General features: G+C 65.0%; 22 protein-coding genes and 2 pseudogenes. 17 read left to right on the top strand and 7 right to left on the bottom strand.

The genetic code is table 11. The annotated features are described in order from the left end of the window. Positions 1-143 precede the first annotated feature (143 nt). Positions 144-827: a response regulator transcription factor gene (locus tag PV772_RS18135; protein ID WP_237429497.1), complete on the top strand. Its 684-nt coding sequence runs from the start codon at positions 144-146 to the stop codon at positions 825-827. A gap of 91 nt (positions 828-918) precedes the next feature. Here PV772_RS18135 and PV772_RS18130 read toward each other — a convergent pair whose 3' ends face one another. Both PV772_RS18130 and PV772_RS18125 read right to left on the bottom strand, forming a co-directional pair. Then, positions 919-1,200 carry a hypothetical protein gene (locus tag PV772_RS18130; protein WP_347887065.1) on the bottom strand — a complete coding sequence of 94 codons (282 nt, stop codon included), beginning with the start codon at positions 1,198-1,200 and terminating at the stop codon, positions 919-921. Between the two features lie 130 nt (positions 1,201-1,330). Continuing rightward, a complete protein-coding gene (locus tag PV772_RS18125; RefSeq protein ID WP_347887064.1) occupies positions 1,331-2,785 on the bottom strand; it encodes an ATP-binding protein in 1,455 nt (484 codons plus the stop codon). Between the two features lie 186 nt (positions 2,786-2,971). Here PV772_RS18125 and PV772_RS18120 point away from each other — a divergent pair, with 186 nt between their 5' ends. From PV772_RS18120 to PV772_RS18065, 12 genes and pseudogenes are all read left to right on the top strand, one after another. Further along, entirely contained in the window at positions 2,972-3,310 is a 339-nt protein-coding gene (locus tag PV772_RS18120; RefSeq protein ID WP_347887063.1) for a hypothetical protein, read from the top strand. Positions 3,311-3,468: 158 nt separating this feature from the next. Next, complete coding sequence (locus tag PV772_RS18115; RefSeq protein WP_347887062.1) at positions 3,469-4,791, top strand: alpha/beta hydrolase-fold protein; 1,323 nt, start codon at positions 3,469-3,471, stop codon at positions 4,789-4,791. 91 nt (positions 4,792-4,882) lie between these two features. Further along, positions 4,883-5,620 carry an ABC transporter ATP-binding protein gene (locus PV772_RS18110; protein WP_347887061.1) on the top strand — a complete coding sequence of 246 codons (738 nt, stop codon included), beginning with the start codon at positions 4,883-4,885 and terminating at the stop codon, positions 5,618-5,620. Then, on the top strand, positions 5,617-6,519 hold the full coding sequence (locus PV772_RS18105) for an ABC transporter permease subunit (RefSeq protein WP_011689704.1): 903 nt from the start codon (positions 5,617-5,619) through the stop codon (positions 6,517-6,519). Before PV772_RS18110 ends, PV772_RS18105 begins: the two co-directional genes overlap by 4 nt. Further along, positions 6,512-7,480, top strand: coding sequence for an ABC transporter permease subunit (locus PV772_RS18100; RefSeq protein ID WP_347887060.1), 969 nt, complete (start codon positions 6,512-6,514; stop codon positions 7,478-7,480). Before PV772_RS18105 ends, PV772_RS18100 begins: the two co-directional genes overlap by 8 nt. Before the next feature lie 5 nt (positions 7,481-7,485). Then, on the top strand, positions 7,486-8,073 hold the full coding sequence (locus PV772_RS18095) for a hypothetical protein (RefSeq protein ID WP_237429491.1): 588 nt from the start codon (positions 7,486-7,488) through the stop codon (positions 8,071-8,073). Positions 8,074-8,256: 183 nt separating this feature from the next. Continuing rightward, positions 8,257-8,925: a DedA family protein gene (locus PV772_RS18090; protein WP_347887059.1), complete on the top strand. Its 669-nt coding sequence runs from the start codon at positions 8,257-8,259 to the stop codon at positions 8,923-8,925. Between the two features lie 226 nt (positions 8,926-9,151). Beyond that, a complete protein-coding gene (locus tag PV772_RS18085; RefSeq protein ID WP_286404819.1) occupies positions 9,152-9,478 on the top strand; it encodes a hypothetical protein in 327 nt (108 codons plus the stop codon). Continuing rightward, positions 9,475-10,155: a curculin domain-containing protein gene (locus tag PV772_RS18080; protein ID WP_347887058.1), complete on the top strand. Its 681-nt coding sequence runs from the start codon at positions 9,475-9,477 to the stop codon at positions 10,153-10,155. The genes PV772_RS18085 and PV772_RS18080 overlap by 4 nt, the downstream gene beginning before the upstream one ends. A 983-nt stretch (positions 10,156-11,138) precedes the next feature. Then, positions 11,139-11,722, top strand: a pseudogene (locus PV772_RS18075) (prolipoprotein diacylglyceryl transferase family protein); the annotation flags it as partial. 59 nt (positions 11,723-11,781) lie between these two features. Next, a pseudogene (locus PV772_RS18070) lies at positions 11,782-12,090 on the top strand (recombinase family protein); the annotation flags it as partial. 469 nt (positions 12,091-12,559) lie between these two features. Further along, positions 12,560-12,931, top strand: coding sequence for a GrpB family protein (locus tag PV772_RS18065; protein WP_347887057.1), 372 nt, complete (start codon positions 12,560-12,562; stop codon positions 12,929-12,931). 1,290 nt (positions 12,932-14,221) lie between these two features. Here PV772_RS18065 and PV772_RS18060 read toward each other — a convergent pair. Then, the gene (locus PV772_RS18060) at positions 14,222-14,722 is read right to left on the bottom strand and encodes a DUF2975 domain-containing protein (protein ID WP_347887056.1); all 501 of its coding nucleotides are present in this window, start codon (positions 14,720-14,722) and stop codon (positions 14,222-14,224) included. Positions 14,723-15,065: 343 nt separating this feature from the next. On the opposite strand from PV772_RS18060, the gene PV772_RS18055 reads away from it, so the two are divergent. After that, positions 15,066-15,560: an HAD domain-containing protein gene (locus tag PV772_RS18055; protein WP_347887055.1), complete on the top strand. Its 495-nt coding sequence runs from the start codon at positions 15,066-15,068 to the stop codon at positions 15,558-15,560. Positions 15,561-15,729: 169 nt separating this feature from the next. Here the strand turns inward: PV772_RS18055 and PV772_RS18050 are convergent, their stop codons facing one another. The 4 genes from PV772_RS18050 to PV772_RS18035 form a co-directional block, all read right to left on the bottom strand. Beyond that, positions 15,730-15,912 carry a hypothetical protein gene (locus tag PV772_RS18050; RefSeq protein WP_347887054.1) on the bottom strand — a complete coding sequence of 61 codons (183 nt, stop codon included), beginning with the start codon at positions 15,910-15,912 and terminating at the stop codon, positions 15,730-15,732. Between the two features lie 137 nt (positions 15,913-16,049). Then, a complete protein-coding gene (locus PV772_RS18045) occupies positions 16,050-16,430 on the bottom strand; it encodes a DsrE family protein (protein WP_347887053.1) in 381 nt (126 codons plus the stop codon). A 3-nt stretch (positions 16,431-16,433) separates the two neighbouring features. Beyond that, positions 16,434-16,850, bottom strand: a complete 417-nt coding sequence (locus PV772_RS18040) for a DUF302 domain-containing protein (protein ID WP_347887052.1) — start codon at positions 16,848-16,850, stop codon at positions 16,434-16,436. A 61-nt stretch (positions 16,851-16,911) separates the two neighbouring features. Then, positions 16,912-17,169, bottom strand: a complete 258-nt coding sequence (locus PV772_RS18035; protein WP_347887051.1) for a metal-sensitive transcriptional regulator — start codon at positions 17,167-17,169, stop codon at positions 16,912-16,914. Between the two features lie 131 nt (positions 17,170-17,300). Here PV772_RS18035 and PV772_RS18030 point away from each other — a divergent pair, with 131 nt between their 5' ends. From PV772_RS18030 to PV772_RS18020, 3 genes are all read left to right on the top strand, one after another. Continuing rightward, positions 17,301-17,918 (top strand): rhodanese-like domain-containing protein, encoded by a 618-nt coding sequence (locus PV772_RS18030; protein ID WP_347887050.1) that lies wholly within the window; start codon positions 17,301-17,303, stop codon positions 17,916-17,918. Then, a complete protein-coding gene (locus PV772_RS18025; protein ID WP_347887049.1) occupies positions 17,915-18,673 on the top strand; it encodes a sulfite exporter TauE/SafE family protein in 759 nt (252 codons plus the stop codon). The genes PV772_RS18030 and PV772_RS18025 overlap by 4 nt, the downstream gene beginning before the upstream one ends. Before the next feature lie 37 nt (positions 18,674-18,710). Further along, a partial coding sequence (locus tag PV772_RS18020; protein WP_347887048.1) for a rhodanese-like domain-containing protein occupies positions 18,711-18,895 on the top strand: 185 nt, incomplete at its 3' end.

Genomic DNA, 18,895 nt, shown 5'->3' with positions numbered 1-18,895 from the left:
CAGTTCGAGTGCTGATGCGCGGGGCGTGCCACCAGCTTGCGGCACCGGCTCTGAGAAGAACCTGAGAGGGGCTTCGACGTTTCTCAGGTTCCGCACAACAGGACTCCGGGATACTGCAGCTATCAAAGGAAAGGGGTGCGGACATGCGGGTTCTGCTGGTCGAGGACGAAAAGATGCTGGCCGAGACGGTCCGGCGCGGGCTGGTCAACGAGGGGTTCGTCGTGGATGTCACCCATGATGGTGTCAGTGGTTTGTGGGCTGCGACGGAGAACCCGTATGACGTGATTTTGTTGGATCTGATGCTTCCGCTCAAGAACGGTTACGACGTTCTGAAGGAGTTGCGGGAGCGGCTGGTCTGGACCCCGGTGCTGATGCTGACGGCCAAGGACGGGGAATACGACCAGACGGACGCCTTCGATCTGGGAGCTGATGATTACCTGACCAAGCCATTCAGCTTTATCGTCCTCGTTGCCCGGATCCGTGCCCTGATCCGGCGGGGCGCGCCGGAGCGGCCTGTCACCCTCACGGTGGGTTCGCTGACGTTGGACCCGGGCAGCCGCAGCGTGCGCCGGGGCGATACCGTCATCGAACTGACGGCCCGGGAGTACGGTCTGCTGCATTACCTGATGCGCAGCCATGGCCAGGTCGTGTCCAAAGCCCAGATCCTCGACAACGTCTGGGATCCGGCGTTTGAAGGCGGCGACAACGTGGTGGAGGTCTATATCGGCTACCTGCGGCGCAAGATCGATGCCCCGTTCGGGCTGCAGACCTTGGCCACGGTCCGGGGCATGGGGTACATGCTGGGCGCCGACCGGCCGGCCGGGTGAAAAACCTCCGCCCTTGCCCTGATTGTCCTGGTCCGGCGCGGCGCCTGAGGCCGCCTGCGGAGGTTCCGGCGCCGGTCGGGCCGGGGCTGGCTTAGGCGGTGCCGGCGTGGAACCGCCGGTGTGTGTGCGGGGCGGCTTCGCCGAATTCGAGTTCCTCCTCGATCAGCCGCTCATCGGTGTGGACTTCCTTGGGGTAGCCGGTGAGGACGTCCAGGTCAGAGCCGCCGGGGCTGTGTACTGCCGGGGCGGCAGTGTGGGCAGGTGTCGCCGGCGGCGGGGTTTTTCCGTACTCCGCCGCGGACGCCGAGCCCATGCCGAGGCTCAGAGCGACGACGACCGCCAAAGCGGTGCCGGGTATGCTGCGAAGGTTCATGGGGACCACACTTCCTCACCGCTGCTGAGGAACCGCTGTGACGATCCGTCCCGCAACCCCGGCTTCCGCGGTCCGGATACCGCCGGCGCCAGGCCGGGGCTCCCGGATGGCTGCGAAGCCGGCCGGACACTTACGGGGTATCCGGCGCCCGCGGGTCTCCCGCCGTGACCGGGTCCTTTGGTTGGCGGGGTTCCGGTGCCGGGGCGAAGCCCAGTTCGAAGCGGCATCCGCCGTCGGGGGTTTCGCCGGTGCGGATCCAGCCGTGGTGGGCTGTCATGATGCCGGCGGCGATGGCCAGGCCAAGGCCGCTGCCGCCGCTTTCGCGGGACCGGCTTTGATCCAGCCGGACGAACCGTTCAAAGATCCGGTCCCGGTCGGCCGCCGGCACCGGCGGGCCGTCGTTATCGATCGTGATCTGTGCCCCGCTGCCGGTGTTGCGCAACGTGATGCTGATCCGGGACGCGGCGTGCCGGTCGGCGTTGTCCAGGACGTTGCGTATGACCTGGGTCAGGCGCCGCGGATCCCCGGTGATTCGGGAGGGTTCGAGGCTGACTTCGATCCGGCGGGTGCTGGTGGAGCGCAACCGGCGGACTTCTTCGTTCAGGACATCGTCGAGGTCCACATCTGTAGTTTCCAGGCGCAGGCCGCCGTCGTTCGTTTTGGCCAGGGTCAACAGATCCTCGACCAGATACCGCATGCGGGCCGTTTCGCCGGCGAGAACGGTTTTCATGTGCTCCCACGTCGCCCCCGAGGTGTCGGCGGCGGCGATCTCCACACCGGCACTGAGGGTCGCGAGCGGGCTGCGGAGTTCATGGCTGGCATCCGAAACGAAGCGGCGCTGTTCCTGGTCCGAGGCCTGCAGCCTGCCCAGCATCATGTTCATCGTCTCCGCCAGCGCCTGGATCTCATCACTGGTCGGCGGGACGTCAACGCGGCCGTCCAGGTTCCGGGCGCTGATCCCTGCGACCTGGCCGCGGATCCGTTCAACCTGCCGCAGGGACCGGCCCACCAGCACCCAGACCGACACGCCCACAACTACCAGTAACAGCGGGGTGGCTCCGAGGATGAACCAGGCCACGGTGGACACCGTATCCGCCTGGACCTGCACCGTCGCGGCCACGACGACGGTGTAAAGGCGACCGCCGACGTCGGCGCCGGTCGCGACGATCAGGAAATCATCATCATCGCGCAGACTGGGCAGCCCGGACACATCCTGCGTGAGAGTCTGCCCGTGACCGGGCCGCAGGGAAGTGAGGGCAACCGTCTTCGCCGCCGGCACCGAGGCGGCAAAAACCGCCCCGCCGGGAGTGAGAATCTGCACATACTGGCCGGTGTGGGCGGTCGAGACAATGTATTGGCCCGCTTCGGCGACATCCTGCCCGGAGATCTGCGCGATCACATCCGCCGCCTGCCGCCGGGCGGCCGTTTCCGTTGAAGCGACCAAAGAGGTCTGCAGCAACACGAGCAGGACCAGCCCGCCCACGGCCAGAGCCGCCGCGACCACCAGAACCGCAGTTGCCGTGGCGCGCTTGCGCACACCCCACCGCGCGCCGCCGGCAGAGGGCAGAACCCGGTCAGTATCCATAATCCAAGGATGGGCCCGGCACGGTGCAGATACCAAACCCCTCCCGTGGCAGGGTACCGGATCCGGTTCAGCGGGATCTCAACCGGGTTAAGGGTCCTCTCAGGTCCCGCGGGACACACTGGATCCATAGCCCCCCGCACCGGGAGGCGCCGGCGGACCCGCAACCCGCCACGAAAGGAGCCGGACATGAACGTCAAAGACCTGAAAGCCAGGACAAAAATCGTCATCGTCAGCGCAGGAGTCCTCGGCCTGGCCGGACTCGGCATCGGGGCAGCAAACGCTGCCACCCCCTCCCCGTCACCGACCACCACCCAGTCCGTCACCGCGGATACCCCCACCCCGGGTGACACGGCCGACACCCCGGGCACGGTGGAGAAGGCCACCCCCGGCGACGCCGCCGACGCCCCGGGCGCGGCCGAGGGAACCGAAAAGGCAGACGCCCCTGAAGCCCCCGGTGATACCGGACCGAACGTCGAACAGACCGGTGAGCACACCGATCCGGGCGACGCCCCCGGAACCCCGTAACACCGGGCACCCAGGGAAGAAACCAGCCGGCGCCACGGACCCCCCAGCCCTCACCGCCGGCATACCAGGACCCGCGAAGCACCCCGGCTTCGCGGGTCCTCCTGTCCCCGGTAACAAACCCCCGGCGTCCACAATCTCCTGACCTGTTAGAGGACCGCATGATCACCCTGACCGGAGTGGAGCTGTTGAGCGGGGCAGTCCCGGCCAGCACCGCTGTTGCTGCCGCGGCGGCCGCGCTCTTCCTGCTGATCCGCCGCCGGCGGCGCTGGTGGATGGCCACGGGCGGGGCCTTTCTGGCCGCGGCACTGCTGGCTGCGGGGACGGGCTGGGTTCTGGTCCACGCCGCGGGGGTTTCGGCCCAGGAGCTGCCGCTGCCCGTGACCGTGTGGATGGGGCTCGCGTACTGGGCCGTGCTGCTGGCCGGGCTGAACCTGGCCGGAAGCTCCCGGCGCCGCAGAATCCTGGCACCGGTGGCCATGACGGCGCTGATTCTGGTGGCGGCGTTACAAGTGAACATCTACTACGCCGCGTACCGGACCCTGGGTGACATGACCGGGGCCAGTACCGCCGCCATCGGGGCGCTGCCGCAGGCCGCGCGCGCGGTACCCCGCACCATGCCCGGGCCGGCTTCCGGCCCGAAGACCGGCCCGGTGGCCTCGACCTGGGTGAAACCGCCGGGGCTCCCCGCGGCCGGGACGATAAGCTCGGTGCAGATCCCGGGTATCGTTTCAGGTTTCGCTGCACGTCCCGGGTACGTCTACCTCCCCCCGGCCTACCAGGCCCCGTCCCGGCCGGCGATGCCTGTCCTGGTCCTGGTGGCGGGCCAGCCCGGCTCACCGGCGGACTGGATCACCGCCGGAGGAGTAGCAACAACCATGGATGCCTTCGCAGCAGCGCACGAAGGGCTCGCCCCGGTTGTCGTTATCCCGGATGTCAACGGCTCGGCGCCGGGGAACACCATGTGCATGGATTCGAAGATCGCCAACGCCGGCACCTATCTCGCCACCGATGTTCCGGCGTGGATCAAGACCACCCTGAGAGTGGATCCGGTCCCGGCCCGCTGGGCGGTCGGCGGGTTCTCCTTCGGCGGGACCTGCGCCCTGCAGATGGCGGCACTGCACCCGGACATCTACCCTTCCGCGATCGACCTCAGCGGCGAAGCCGAACCCGCGCTGGGCCCGGACCGGTCCGCAACTATCGCCCAGGCGTTCGGCGGCAACACGGCAGCCTTTGATGCGGTCTCGCCCCTGAAGGTCCTGGCCGCCGGGCACTACAGCCACAGCAGGATCTACCTTGCCGCCGGGGCGCAGGATGGAACGTTCTCCGGATACCAGGCCCGGACCGCTGACGCGGCCGCCAAAGCCGGCATGAGCGTCAGGACCGCCCTGGTCCCGGGCCAGGGGCACTCCTGGGAGATCCCCCGACAAACGATGGGACCGGCCCTGGACTGGCTGGCTCCGGCCCTCGGCCTGAGCCGCTGACGCCCGGGGGCTCAAGAACGAGCGTCCGGGGTTCAGGGGTTCAGGCCCGTCCTCAGGTTTCTCTTACCGGCGTCGTCATAAGTTGCGGTGTATGACGGACATGGCAATCGAAACCAGCTCACTGGCTAAGGCTTACGGATCCAAGCAGGCCCTCCAGGCCCTGAGCCTCGAGGTCCCTCGAGGGGAAATCTTCGGGCTACTCGGACACAACGGGGCGGGTAAAACCACCACCGTGAACATCCTGACCACCCTGCTGCCGGCTACGTCCGGCACAGCCCGCATCGCCGGCCATGACGTGGCCACCGGCGCTGACCTGGTGCGCCGCTCGATCGGTTACCTGCCGGAGAATGTCCAGTTCTACGACAACCTCACCCTCACCGAGAACCTGACGTTCTTCGCCAGGCTCTCCGGGATAGCGGCCCCCGCAGCCCGGATCGAAGCGGCCCTTGAAGCCGTGGACTTCACCGGCCACGGCCACGAGAAAATGTCCACGTTCAGCAAAGGGATGCGTCAACGCGCCGGCATCGCCCAGGCCATCCTGCACGAACCGGCGGTGCTGTTCCTGGACGAACCGACCTCCGGGCTGGACCCGCAAGGGGTGGCCAACCTGCGGGAAATCATCATCGGCCTCAACCAGTCACTGGGAATGACGGTGTTCATGAACACCCACCTCCTGGCCGAAGTGACCAAAACGTGCACCAGCATCGGAATCCTCAGCTCAGGGCGGCTGATCTACCAGAACTCCGTCGCGGCCACCCTCGGGGCCTTCCCCCACCAGGCATCCCTGGAAGACATCTACCTCCACATCGAAGCCGGCACCCCGTCATGAATCCCTGGGCCGCCACCGTCAGTCATGAACTGCGCAGCGCCGGACGTGAACGTCTGCCCCAGTTGCTCCTGGCCGTGTTTATCGGCATGACCGCAGTCTCGGCGTTCATCGGCTCGGCCGCGAAGGCAACCGTCACGAACGTGTACAACTCAGCCGCCGGCCAGGGACTGACAAGTGCCCCTAACCCCTTCGGCAACGTCCCGGCCCTCTACTACGCCCGCAATACCGTCATTTACATCCTCCTGATCGGGGCTCTCCTGGCTGTTGTGACCGGTGTGCAGTCCGGGATGCGGGACCGGCGTGCCCGGACGATCGACCTGGTCCTGACCCGGCGCCTGTCCCCGGCCGGGTACCTGGCCGCGAAATTTACCGGCATCAGCCTGGGACTCCTGGGCGTGCTGGCGGCCTCGGCGCTGATCAGCATGGCCTCCATCAGCGCGGTCACCGGCAGCATCCCGGCACCCGGCCAGCTGCTCCGGCTCACCGCCCTCTTTGCCCTGGCATGGATCTTCCTGCTCTTCTTCGTGGCCCTGGGCATGCTGGCCGGGCTCCACGCATCCAGCTACACCGCCGCGCTCCTGGTTCCCATCGTGGTCTGGAGCGTCATTATTTTCGTCCTGCCCCTGCTCGGCACCGCCGTTCACCCGGTCTCGCTGTTGAACCCGGTGACACCTCCCGCGGCCCCGCAGACCGGGATCTTCGCCGTCACCGGCTCCCTCACCGGCCCCCTGTCCCTCGGGGAGCAGTTCAAACACGTCGCGTCGATCCTGCTGCAGGACCCCCAGGCCAGCGGCACGATGACCGGCGGGATCATGGTCATCCTGGCCTTCCTCGCCGTCGGGGTCACCCTGATCGTCCTGACCGGCCGCGCGAGCATGCGAAAGGAACTCCATGACTAGCCTCCTCACGCTCTGCGGGAAGGAAATCCGGGACTTGTCCCGAAACCGTTCCATGCGGCTGCTGATCACCTTCCTGGCCCTCATCGTCGTGCTCTCCGTCCTCGTAGCGGCCGCAGACTTCCGTGCCAAAACCGCTGACTACACCAGCTACCTGGCCGCCCTCAAAGCCAGCGGCGGCACCGTCACCGCACCGCCCCCGGACCTCTTCCCGCTGCAGATGCTGCGGGCAGCGATGGAGTACCTGGAAATCGTCGGGGCACTCTTCGCCGTGATCCTCGGCTACGGACTGATCGCCAAGGAAAAAAACAACGGCACCCTGCAACTGATCTTCACCCGTCCCCTGGGACGCCACAGCTTCGCCGCCGGCAAAATCCTGGCCGCCTTCACCATCTGGGCCGCCGTCACCGCAGCCCTGTTCTCCGTCATCACCGGGGCCCTGCTCATCGCCGGCAACGCCCCCCTGACCGGCACAGACCTCACCCGACTAGTACTCGCCGCAGCCCACACCACCATCTACCTGACCATGTGGTCGCTCGCCGCGCTGGCCCTGGCCGCCCTCACCCGGACCCCGGCCACCGGCCTGGTACTGGCCCTGGTCCTCTGGCTCATCGTCGTTCTGGTGATCCCCCAGATCGGCGACACCATGGATCCGGACAACCAGATCCCCGGAGGGCTGTTCGCAAGCCTCCAAATCGACAAAGCACACGAACACGCCGTTATGGCCAACTTCACCGGCTACGAAACAGCCCGCGACCTCATCGAACAAACCTCCCTCACCAAACAATACGAACGCCCCCTCTTCGCCTGGCTCGGTATCAAAAACCAATACAACCAACAGAGCCCCGCCTATGTATGGGCCCAGACCTTCAACCACACCCTCTGGCTCCTCGCCGGCTTCACCGCAGCAACGGGCTCCGCGGTCCTGGCCGCCACCCGGCACAAACTCCTCCGAAAGGCCTAAGAACAATGAAAACGCCCGCCCTTAAAAAAATCCTCCCTCTGGCCCTCATCGCCATCGCCATCCTGGCCGCCATCCTGATCTGGCAAGGGGCCTCCGGCCCCGGCAGCCCCACGGCCGGCACCACCGGCACCGCCGCGGCCGGCCCCGCAGCGACCGTACTTCCCGTGACAAAAAACCCCATCACCGCCACCGGGACCGCCACCGGACTGACCATCAGCAAGGCCAAGGCCGAAGACAACACCGACCCTCAAACCAACGCCGCAGTCCCGGACCGCCTTCAGTTCACCCTGAGCAACTCCACCCCCGCGCCGCTTACCGGCCTGGAGGTGTACTACACCATGAAAGACACCGCCACCGGACAGACAGAGTCCTACTACCAGAAACTCGACGGGCTGACCCTGGCACCTGATACGTCAGCGACAGTGTATTTCGACAACGCCACCGGCACCGGGCACTACCCGGAGAACAAATACAGCCTCTACCGAACCTCCACGAACGAAGTAAAAATCAACGTCGAAGCCGCCGCACCCGGACTCGCCCCGGTCACCGCCACCGCCACGAAAGCCAAAGGCACCGGAGAAAAAATCGACTAACCCCCTACCGGTCAAGCACTGGTGCAGGAATAAGACTCAGGACGCCCTCAGGAACCGCCAGCCATGCTGGTAGTACCGGAACGAAACCGCAGGAGGCACCATCATGCAGATCCCTAATAGCCCGAACCCGGCTGCCTGCCCCGGACCTCCGCGCCCGGCGGACCGACAGCAGAGGGCCAGCTCATGACCTGGATCATCGACGCCGTCCGCAACGCCGGGCCCCTGCCCGCCTACCTGATTATCAGTGCGCTGGTCTTCGCCGAAGACGCCTTCTTCATCGGTTTCATCCTGCCCGGGGAAACCGCAGCCGTCCTCGGCGGGGTCCTGGCCAGCCAGCACCACCTGCAGCTCTGGCTGGTCCTGGTCTTCGTCATCGCAGCCGCTATCGGCGGGGACACCGCCGGATACCAGATCGGACGCCGTTTCGGATCCCGAATCCTGGAAATCTCCTTACTCCAAAAACGCCGTGCCGGGCTGGACCGCGCCCGGGACCTGCTTGCCCGCAAGGGAGGATCCGCCGTGTTCCTGGGCCGGTTCACCGCGTTCTTCCGCGCTGTCATGCCCGCCCTTGCCGGGCTCTCCCACATGCCCTACCGCCGGTTCCTGGCCTTCAACATCGCCGGCGGCGCTACCTGGGGTGCCGCCGTGGTCCTCGCCGGCTACTTCGCCGGAAGCGCCTACCTCACGGCAGCCAAAACTTTCGGCCCCACAGCAACCATCGCATTGCTGGCAGCCCTTACCGCCGCCGCGGCCGCGTGGTACGTTCGAAAAAGGTCCAAAGCCAAACCTCCGGGCGGCCCAAAGCAACACCTCCGGCCGCCACGTATCGCCCGGCACGGCGGGACCACCTAAACTCCCGCCACGGGCCGGAGGCCGGCACCAGTCAAAACCTGCACAATTCAGGGATCGTCATCGATGACGCGTACAGACGGCCGCCGCAACTGACCACCCAAGCGCGGCAGGGACAGGCGACCGGCCGGCCGCACGGCCCCGCCCGTCCATGCGCGGACAAAAGATCAAAACCGATTAGCCGAAGCGTCCGCAATCGAAGAAGAAGAAAAAGAAGAAGGATAACCCCATGAGTTCTCAGCAACCCCTGACTGCACTGACTGAGGCAAATGCCAGCCACGCAGAACGTGATGACGACACCTCCATGACACTGGACTCACAGGCGGAGGACATTATCCGGACCGTCCTGTCAGGAACGGACCCAACAGCCGCACCCGCCAGGCACCGGCTGCGCAGTCTGCTCGCCGTCCACCCCGGCGACCACATCGCTGTACTCAGACACCACCTGATCCAAACCCGCGCACCGCTGTCTCCGCCTCCGGACCGGGCCGCCGTAAACCAACGCCCGGAGATGCGTCCACGATTCATCACCACAACCGACGGGGAACGGCCATGACATTGCACCCGGAAACAGCACTCCGCCCCGGCTCCGCAGCAACCTCTCCGAACAGCCGCTACCGGCTGCACTATCAAACGGACGGGAACCTCGTCCTTTATGGCCCCGACGGGCCCCTGTGGGACTCCGGGTCCAACGGCCGCGGTGCCGGGGCATGCATCATGCAGGCCGACGGGAACCTAGTCCTCTACGGCCCCAATGACGAATACGTGTGGGACACCGAAACCGACAACAACCCCGGAAGCCGGCTCGTCATCCAGGACGACGGAAACGCAGTCATCTACCGGCCCGACGGTTCCCCGCTGTGGGCTACAGAAACATGCCAGCCGCCAGGCAGCGCCGACTCCCACGTCCTGCAGTCAGGATCAACACTCACCCCCACCCACGGAATCAGATCCGCCAACGGGCTCTACGGACTTCTTTACCAGACTGACGGGAACCTCGTCTTTTACGGCCCCGACGGACCCCTGTGGGACTCCGGGACCAACGGCCGCGGCGCCGGGGCATGCATCATGCAGCCCGACGGGAACCTAGTCCTCTACGGCCCCCACGACGAATACGTGTGGGACACCGAAACCGACAACAACCCCGGAAGCCGGCTCGTCATCCAGGACGACGGAAACGCAGTCATCTACCGGCCCGACGGAAACCCAACATGGGTAACGGGAACCCACTAAGGGCCGCAAGAGGGCGGCATTCCATACCCGTCACTGGCCCTGCGAACAAAATCGCCGGCGGCGGCCCGCCGGCAATCGTAGGGTGGAAAAGTCACCCGCCTCGACCACATGGCCGCCAGGGCACCTCGCGCCAGGAAATCGAGCTCCAATCCGTGGCCTTGCAGGGGAGACGCGCCGGTACAGTCTGGAGGCTGACTCAGAGTGGAGTGCAGGAGCCGCTGGCCTTTGCCGCACGAACGATAAATGGGCACAATTTCTGCTCCGAATGCGAAGCACAGCCACCGGCCTCCGGGCAGCCACAAAAATGCCGTAGTCACCGTCCACTGGAAAGTGGACGGTGCCAAAGTACACCACGTAGATTCGCGTGTATCCGATATGCCCTTCGGGGCCGGATCCCCGCCCCCAGGTGCAGGGTGCGGTGGAAGCCTCTGAAGCAGTCCGGTGGAAAGAACGCACACGCGCAGAATGAGGCGATATGCCCACCTCACACATCACGCAATTTCTCCTGGAAGCAACAATTCCGGACCAGACTCAGGAACCCCTCGGGTCCGACTGCCTCTACGGGCTCTACACCAGCTGGTGCATTCTGCATCGCATCAGCCCCCTCGAGGCCCGCCACTTCCGCGACGCGCTCCAACACCACGGAGTAGAACCAGGCAAGACTCGACGAAGAATCGCAGGTCCCGCCGCCGCCGACTACATAATCTCCAGCTACCCGCCGTTTTCCAGCAACGCTCTATAACGACCACGTACCGGCACCACGACCGCGCACCGCTCGCCTGATGAACCCCCCACCCCGACATCGTCCGCGCCGCCGGCACGTTGGGCGGAGGCCACCGAGCGATGACAGGTTCCGCCGACTGATCAGCACGACAGCGGAGCAATTACCGCCCGGCCGCGCCGAACCATAGGCTTAGCCTTCACGTTCCCCGTTCACCATCCGGCAGGATGCCATGGCTGCGTAGGCTCCAACAGAGTCATTCATCCCATCACCGACCGTCAGTGCGTTCCATCTGGGACCGCTGACCATCCACTTCTACGCGCTGTGCATTCTTGCCGGCATCGCACTCGCCCTCTGGCTCGGGTCCCGGCGCTGGCAGCAGCGCGGCGGCCAACCGGGTCAGGTGCTGTGGACATCTGCCTCTGGGCGATTCCGGCCGGACTCATCGGCGGCCGGATCTACCACGTCATCACCGACCCCGAACTGTATATCCTCCCCGGTCGGAACCCGTGGAACGCCCTCGCCATCTGGGACGGCGGCCTCGGCATCTGGGGTGCCGTCGCCTTTGGCTGCGCCGGCGCCGGGATCGGCTGCCGCAGGCTGAAGGTCTCCTTCGTCGCTTTCCTGGACGCCGTCGCCCCCGGCGTCCTCTTCGCCCAGGCGCTGTGCCGCTGGGGAAACTGGTTCAACAACGAACTCTACGGCGACCCCAGCACCCTGCCATGGAAGCTCCAGATCCACCAGGTGGACCCTGCCTCCGGGATCGCCGCGACGGACGCGTCCGGGGCGCCTGTGGTCTTAGGATTCTTCGAGCCGACGTTCCTGTACGAGTCGTTGTGGTGCGTCTGGCGGGTGACTTCTAGCTCGGCGCAAAGTCCACTGACCGTTGTTTCGGGCTCGCCCTGGACATTGAGCGCGGAATTGGTTTTGTCAGCCTCACCGACTCGATCGACACCACCACCGCCTCCGGACGCTTCTTCTTCAACGTGATGGCCTCCCTGGCGCAGATGGAACGCGAACTCATGGTCGAACGCACCCAGGCGGCCCTCCAGGCAGCGCGCGAACAGGGCCGGGTCGGCGGACGCAAGCGTGTAATGATTGAGGCCAAGATCCGCTCAGCTCGGAAGCTCCTCAGCTAGGGAACGCCGCCCAAGGAAGTTGCTGCCAGCCTCGGGGTCTCGGTGCCCACGCTGTACCGCTGGGTCCGGGCCTCGAACCCTGAAGCAGTTGCAGTCCCGCAGCTCGGTCTTTGGTGCAAACGACTGTTGAAAAAATGCATGACGGTGCAGACGACTTCTGAAACTGACGAACGTAGCGGCGCGTTTCCTGGGCACGGTGATCGACCGGCTTACGGGCGAGTCTGCTGACACGACCCGGCATGCGAGACCTTTGGTGCTGCCCTGTCCGTGACTTGCGAGCTCAGGTCCTCGATCCAGCACCAAGCGGGTCCCAACTGTGGCAACACCTTAGAGGGCCTATCGGGCGCCACCCAAGGCGGCAGCGGCGTGGCCTCAAAGAGTGCAGACACCATCGGGACCAGAATCGGACGGATGGACGACGAACAGCCGGTGACACTTGTGGCGAGCAGATTCGAGGAATGGGCGGACCACTATGCCCGGTTCGCCGCGGCGATCCTCGAAGTGCTCCCCGAAGCCCACTGCGAACACATTGGGTTCGACTTCCGTGCCCGACCTGCCGGCGAAAGATGTCATAGACGTGATCGTTGGGGTCAAGGTTTCGAGCGTTCAAAATGCAGCCCGGGCGCTGAAAATGGCGGGGCTCGACCTCGAGGGGATGAAGCCCGGCCATTGCTGGCTCGCGTGGCCAAGCCGCCGCCATCGGGAATCCGTGGTGCACGTCGTCGCATTCGAAGGCACTGAATGGTCTGCACGCATCGCATTCCGCGATCTGCTCAGAGAAGATCCGGCGGCCCGCGCCGAATACTTTGAGGCCAAGAAGATTGCAGCCGACGCAGCCTCGGGCTGGAGTGACTACACGGCTGCCAAATACCCCACCGTCGCGCGCCTTCTAACTCGGACCAATCGAATGCCCTGACGACGCCCAGCGGCAGGTCCCAGAAAGGGGAAATTTGCACGCCGAGGGATCCTCTATCGGACGCTCAGTGTCCCGCTGAGCCACCGGATTACGGGACGGGTTCGAACCTTGCCCTGACGGACAAGTTAGATGACCAGGGCGCCGCAGGGACGAGGGATCAGAGCTAGACTCGCTCTCACAACTAGGTTGGGGGACCAGATGTCTGGCAGCGACAAAGTGAATATTCCAAAGCCCCTTCAAATCGCCCTGGTCACGACTTCGATCGTTCTCACGACGGTTTCATGCTCATTCTCCGGCACAACCCCGCCAAAGAGTCCTGACATCTTCATTGACCCCGAGGCTCGAGTGTGGCTTTGCGGCGAGGTCATCAGCAGGGGACGCGCAGTTCCCTCTGTCGTTCACGCCAACCTCAGCGAGTCCACCATCGTGGAGCACACCAGCATGTCCGGAAACGTCTACCTACAGCTAACTGCTACTTGCCACGATGGGACGGACTACTCCGTAACTCCCTCGGAGTCAGCGACCGTTGTTCAACGAGTAGGGGATGCGTCGGACGGAACCGTTTTCCTAGTGCTCAGACCTCAAGCCAAGAAATTCGACATCAACTTTGGTACCAAGTCAGAGCAACCCGGCAGTGTCCTAGTTCGTCTTGAGGACCACAATTCCGAATGAGCTGTCGCCACAGGGCGGCAGCGCCGTGCTGATTGCATTGACTTGGGTTGCACGGGGATCGTCCCGATAGAGGATCAGGAACAGGTGCGTCAAAGTCCATGCCCCATCCTTTATCTGAATGCAATTACTGCGACAGCTGTTGGACGAGGCTCGGTATGAACCCCAAGGTGCTGATTAGTGCCAGTATGGCAATGCCGTACCCAACGGCGAGAGCAGCGATTGCTAGCCCTTTGCCTCGCTCGTCCCTGACGTGGATTTGGTTCAGGGCAACGTGCCCAGCGCCCACTGCAAAAACAGCAAGAACAGCGACTCCAAAAACCCATAACCCCGATGCTGCCAGGACAGCAAGAACAATCGATGCAATGGCCAATTTGTTCAGTCGATGGGTTGCTGTGCGAGTCGCGTTTGTAGGTGTACTCACTTGGTCCCCCAACCTAGTTGTGAGAGCGAGTCTAGCTCTGTTCCGTCGTCTCCGCGGGGCGCATGGTCACTTGAGCTTGTTCATTATGGCCAGGTTTTGAAGCTGCCCGTTAGCCGGTCCTTCCACGGGCGCTTTGATCACCGCCGCGACGTCGATTAAGGGAGCTTCCAAACGGAGGGCAACCCGGCGTCGTCCGTCTAATTCTGCGAGTACACGCGCAGTGACGGGCTATTTCCAAGAAGAAGGGTTAGAGCTCCCGCTGAAACCAGCGCAATGAGCCCTCCCGCGACAAGCCCCAGCATCACCCCTGGCGGCGTGTAGCCTGCTGCGTTCAGTGCGATGAAGGCCAACGCAACGAGCGCGACGAATGCGAGGAGGCATCCGATTACCGCGCCGAACCACTTGTGAGCTGATGAGTCGGCTCTTGGTTCGAGCGCGCGGCGGACCAGCTGCAGCCCTATCACGGCAATGACCTGCCAGCAGAGGATCGCGCAAATACCCCAGAGAATGGCCGAGACAGCGAGTGGACCTACTTCAGGAAAAAGCGAAACCGCCCTCTCCACCGCCTTCGGCAATACCCACACCTGTACCAGGATGGACAAGAGCAGGAATGCCAGCAGAGCGACTGACAGCGCGAACAACGCTCTGCGACCAAACATCGAGCGCGGCTGGACCTTCACTTCCCCCTCGTTCCCCATATCCGCAGCATAACCCCGCCGCCATGAGGCGCCCCAGCCATTTACGAGCGGAATCAACCGATGCCAAGCCGCTACACTCGGCGCGTCTCGTCAGCCGCCGGTGCTTTACCGGACACTTGAAACCCTAGCCGGATCGATTTCCCAGAAATGGCTCAGGCAGGACGCTGGTGGGGCCGTAACGGGGTGGAGTGTCGGCCTTCGGGACACGCCCGGCCAGATGATGAGCCCGGTTCCACCAGGGGCTTGTCCTTTAGCCAGTTCATTTCGGGTGTGGGGAATGCATCCTGCCAGGTGGTGTTGGACATAGAATCAACCCATTCGCACCGACTTGGGGGAATACACCATGAAGCCGGTCATCCTGCTGGATATAGACGGGGTGCTCAACCCTGCCATATGTCCTGGCAGCGGCGGGGATCGGCCGCTGCTTCGCCTCGCCAACGATAAGCGTGCTCTGGTCCGCCGGCTGGCCCGCAGCGGACGCATCGCCTGGGTATCAACTTGGCCCGCCGACATGATCGCCGGACTGGAGGCTCAGCTGGAGTTCGACAGGGAGCCGCTGCGGGTCACCATGGTGTTCCGCCAGGCTGACGCTGATGTACCAACGCCGAAACTGACCTCGGTGAAGCGGTGGCTGTACAGGATGGGCGCCGCGGAGGAGGCCGGATGGGACTCCGTCGTGTGGATCGATGACGTCCTCGGCACAGACGCCCGGGCCTGGGCGCACGGGCACGACCAGCCGGTACACCTGGAGCAACCAGACCCCGGGCAGGGCCTGACAGAAGACCAGGTAGCCCGCGTCGAGCGGTTCGTCCGCACCTGCGCGTCGCCCGCACCCTAGCCGATTCAGCGGTCCGCCGCCCTGAGGCCTGGTTCTTCGAGGGTACTTGGGGACTGGTGGTTAGCAGGTGTTGGCCATTTGCTGGCGTCGATGAGCCGTTTTCGGAATTCCCCTTCACCGCCGAGGGCCGGCTCTTGCACGTTACTGAAAACCTCGGGCCCGGGTCCTGTCAGAAGTCGATGACGACGTCGAAAAAGTTGGCCGGCTGCCCGGTGACGGCGGCAGCCGCGGAGCGGACCGCTTCAGGGATTTCCTCCAGCGTCCGCGCATGAGCGGACAGCTCGGGCATCTGCACCGCCTTGGCCGTGTAGAACCCGTCCGAGGCGCTGGCGATGTATACGTTCAGCTGCAAGCCTTTCACCCTCCAGTCAGCCTCTGGAAGTTGCTGCACGGATAATCGGAAGCCGCCTGCAGAGGTGCACATCAGCCTGCAGGAAAGGTGGCTCCCTTTGTCCGGCGGGGCGGAGGCGTCCGCAGATCCGCCTGGTGTTAGAGCCTGGCGTAGGCCCAGCCGTCCCATTGGCGCTGGGCCAGGTGGGCGATGGCCGCGGGAACTGTGCCGATGTCGGGGATGAGGTCTTTTTCTTCCAAGCCCGCTGAGCGCATGCTGTTGCCGCAGGCGATGATTCTCACGTCCAGTTGCCGGGCGTCTGTGACAGTTTCGGCGGCTGGGGAGCCTGCTGCGAGGAGTTTCACGCCTGGCCCTTGGATAACCACTTCAATGCCCGCCTCAGGGTGGAGTGCTGCGCGGGCGTTCGTGGCGCTGCGGAGAATACCGGCCAGGGTGTCCGGTTCGAGCGGGCCGGCGGCGTGAATAAGAAGGCCCTTGCCCGCTTTCGTGGCTTCTGCGGTCGTTCCGTTGGTTGGCATCTTTTACTCCGTTGTGTCTCTGAGCGCGGCTAGGGCCTTGCGGAGGCGGGTGCCGGCGTCGTCCGCGACGTCCTTGACGGCGGGCGCGTCGCTGAGCTGGACCATGGCCTGCGGGTCGATCGCCTCAACTGTGGTCTCTTGGTCACCGGCTTGGCGGCGCACCACCACGTTGCAGGGCAGCAGCGCACCCATTTCCGGTTCAGCGGCGAGGGCACGGCTGGCAAGGGCCGGGTTGCAGGCCCCGAGGATGACATAGTCCCCGACGGCGTCCGCGGCCTCGGCGCCAATCTTGGCTTCAAAGGTGGACCGGACGTTGATTTCGGTCAGGATCCCGAAACCCTCCGCGGCAAGGGCCCTGCGCGTGCGTTCCAGCGCTTCGGCCCAGGGAAGGGGGACGGTGGTGGCCAGGGTGTAGGTCATGGATGCTCCTCAAAGTTGCCGGACGGTCCGTTGCTTTAGGTCCGCTGTTGGAGCGGGCTGGTTAGGCGAGGGAGAGGAAAAGCTTCTCCAGGTCTTTTGTCCCCATGCTTTCATCCTTTTGGACAATGCACTGCTCCAGGCCGGTGGCGATGATGGCGAAACCGGCGCGGTCAAGGGCCTTGGACACGGCTGCGAGCTGGGTGACGATGTCCTTGCAGTCCCGGCCTTCTTCAAGCATCCGGGTGACGGCGGCCAGCTGGCCTTGGGCGCGCTTGAGGCGGTTGATCACTGGGGTGAGTTCGGTGGGGTTCAGTTCCATGATGTTCTCCGGAATGAGAGAGAGGTAAACAGTTCCTAGAGCATATACCCTAGGGGGTGTATTTGACTACCCCCAGGGGTATGTCTAATACTTATGGGGGTATCCACCCGACCCCTTCCGAGAGGCCACTTATGACTTCCCCCGCCAAGGCAACCGCTGTTACCGCACTCGCACCTGAGACCCTCCAGTCCTGGATCAAAGAGCACCAGGACCTCGTGGTGATCGACGTGCGTTCCGCCGCTGAATTCGAGTCCATGCACATCCGCGGCTCCTACAACGTGCCGCTGCCGCTGCTCTCCGAGCACACCGACGAACTCGCCGCCAGGCTTGGCTCACGGGTGGTCCTGGTCTGCCAGTCCGGCGTCCGCGCCGAGCAGGCCCGCCAGCGCATGGCCACAGTCGGCCTGGACACCGCCTACGTGCTCACCGGCGGTGTCCCCGGCTTCGCCTCCGCCGGCGGCGACGTAGTCAAGGGCAAAGACCGCTGGGACCTGGAACGGCAGGTCCGCCTGGCCGCCGGCTCCCTGGTGATGCTCGGCCTGGCCGGCGGAAAGTTCGTCTCCCCCAAGGTCCGCATGCTGGCAGGTGCCATCGGCACCGGGCTGACCTTCTCGGCCGCGACCAACACCTGCGCCATGGGCAAGGCCCTGTCCGCGATGCCTTGGAACAAGGCAGCCACGGAACCCACCCGCGAAAGCGCCATCCTGCAGCTTCCCGTTCAGCCGGCTGAAAAGGGCGCAGCGGCATGATCGCGGCCCTGGGACTGGGGCTCGTCGTCGGCGTCGTACTGGGCGTAGTAGGCGGCGGCGGGTCCATCATCGCCGTTCCAGCCCTGGTGTACGGCGTGGGCATGAGCCCCGCCCAGGCCATTCCCACCTCGCTACTGGTTGTGGGAATCTCCTCGCTGGCAGCACTCTTTCCCCGGTTGCGGGAAGGCCTGAACTGGCCCGTGATCGCCCTGGTGGGTGCCGCCGGGATTCCGGCAGCATGGGCCGGCGCGGCCGTGGGCAAGCTGCTGGATCCGAACATCCTGATGCTGGCCTTCGCCGTGATCATGGTGGTTGCGGGCATCCGGATGCTGAGCAAACCCCGCGAAAGCGAGGGCTCCTGCAGCGTTGGACCCAACCGGGCCTTCCGGTCCTGCGCCCCCAAGGCCGTTGGAGTGGGCCTGCTGGTCGGGTTCCTCACCGGACTCCTCGGCGTGGGCGGCGGCTTCCTGATCACTCCCGCGCTGACCATCTTCCTGGGCCTGCGCATGAAGCAGGCCGTAGGAACATCTTTGGCGATCATCGTGGTCAACTCCGCCGCCGGGTTCAGCGCCCACGCAGCCGGCTACACCATCGACTGGGCCACCACCCTGGCGTTCGCCATCCCGGCAATCGTGGGATCGCTGGTCGCCGCACGGCTTGCCCGCCACCTCCACGACAAACACATCCGCATCTCATTCGCGGTGCTCATCTTCGCCGTCGCGGCATGGGTCACCGCCGGAACCATCACCGCCTGACCCAACCCACCCCTGCTAAGCCCGAAGGAGAACCCCCATGGCTGAAATCACCATCACCGAAACCGAACAGCGCCGTTCCACCGCCCGGATCCTGGACGTCCGCGAGGACTTCGAAGTCGCAGAAGGCATGATCCCCGGCGCCCTGCACATCCCCATGGGCCAGCTGCAGGCCCGCCTGGGCGAGCTCGACCCGGCCGTCCCCGTGATCGCCGTCTGCCGCAG

The sequence above is a fragment of the Pseudarthrobacter sp. CC12 genome (assembly GCF_039907755.1).
Taxonomy (GTDB): Bacteria; Actinomycetota; Actinomycetes; order Actinomycetales; family Micrococcaceae; genus Arthrobacter; species Arthrobacter niigatensis.
The sequence above is the reverse complement of the archived record's forward strand: the minus strand, read 5'-3'. Positions and strand labels throughout refer to the sequence as shown.

Excerpts from the sequence above, each read along its gene's own strand:
- PV772_RS18045 (WP_347887053.1), bottom strand. The coding sequence starts at position 16,430 with ATGCCAACCAACGGAACGACCGCAGAAGCCACGAAAGCGGGCAAGGGC.
- PV772_RS18125 (WP_347887064.1), bottom strand. The coding sequence starts at position 2,785 with ATGGATACTGACCGGGTTCTGCCCTCTGCCGGCGGCGCGCGGTGGGGT.
- PV772_RS18115 (WP_347887062.1), top strand. The coding sequence starts at position 3,469 with ATGATCACCCTGACCGGAGTGGAGCTGTTGAGCGGGGCAGTCCCGGCC.
- PV772_RS18060 (WP_347887056.1), bottom strand. The coding sequence starts at position 14,722 with ATGGGGAACGAGGGGGAAGTGAAGGTCCAGCCGCGCTCGATGTTTGGT.
- PV772_RS18030 (WP_347887050.1), top strand. The coding sequence starts at position 17,301 with ATGACTTCCCCCGCCAAGGCAACCGCTGTTACCGCACTCGCACCTGAG.
- PV772_RS18040 (WP_347887052.1), bottom strand. The coding sequence starts at position 16,850 with ATGACCTACACCCTGGCCACCACCGTCCCCCTTCCCTGGGCCGAAGCG.
- PV772_RS18100 (WP_347887060.1), top strand. The coding sequence starts at position 6,512 with ATGACTAGCCTCCTCACGCTCTGCGGGAAGGAAATCCGGGACTTGTCC.
- PV772_RS18130 (WP_347887065.1), bottom strand. The coding sequence starts at position 1,200 with ATGAACCTTCGCAGCATACCCGGCACCGCTTTGGCGGTCGTCGTCGCT.
- PV772_RS18120 (WP_347887063.1), top strand. The coding sequence starts at position 2,972 with ATGAACGTCAAAGACCTGAAAGCCAGGACAAAAATCGTCATCGTCAGC.
- PV772_RS18105 (WP_011689704.1), top strand. The coding sequence starts at position 5,617 with ATGAATCCCTGGGCCGCCACCGTCAGTCATGAACTGCGCAGCGCCGGA.
- PV772_RS18080 (WP_347887058.1), top strand. The coding sequence starts at position 9,475 with ATGACATTGCACCCGGAAACAGCACTCCGCCCCGGCTCCGCAGCAACC.
- PV772_RS18090 (WP_347887059.1), top strand. The coding sequence starts at position 8,257 with ATGACCTGGATCATCGACGCCGTCCGCAACGCCGGGCCCCTGCCCGCC.
- PV772_RS18055 (WP_347887055.1), top strand. The coding sequence starts at position 15,066 with ATGAAGCCGGTCATCCTGCTGGATATAGACGGGGTGCTCAACCCTGCC.
- PV772_RS18110 (WP_347887061.1), top strand. The coding sequence starts at position 4,883 with ATGACGGACATGGCAATCGAAACCAGCTCACTGGCTAAGGCTTACGGA.
- PV772_RS18135 (WP_237429497.1), top strand. The coding sequence starts at position 144 with ATGCGGGTTCTGCTGGTCGAGGACGAAAAGATGCTGGCCGAGACGGTC.
- PV772_RS18095 (WP_237429491.1), top strand. The coding sequence starts at position 7,486 with ATGAAAACGCCCGCCCTTAAAAAAATCCTCCCTCTGGCCCTCATCGCC.
- PV772_RS18025 (WP_347887049.1), top strand. The coding sequence starts at position 17,915 with ATGATCGCGGCCCTGGGACTGGGGCTCGTCGTCGGCGTCGTACTGGGC.
- PV772_RS18085 (WP_286404819.1), top strand. The coding sequence starts at position 9,152 with ATGAGTTCTCAGCAACCCCTGACTGCACTGACTGAGGCAAATGCCAGC.
- PV772_RS18035 (WP_347887051.1), bottom strand. The coding sequence starts at position 17,169 with ATGGAACTGAACCCCACCGAACTCACCCCAGTGATCAACCGCCTCAAG.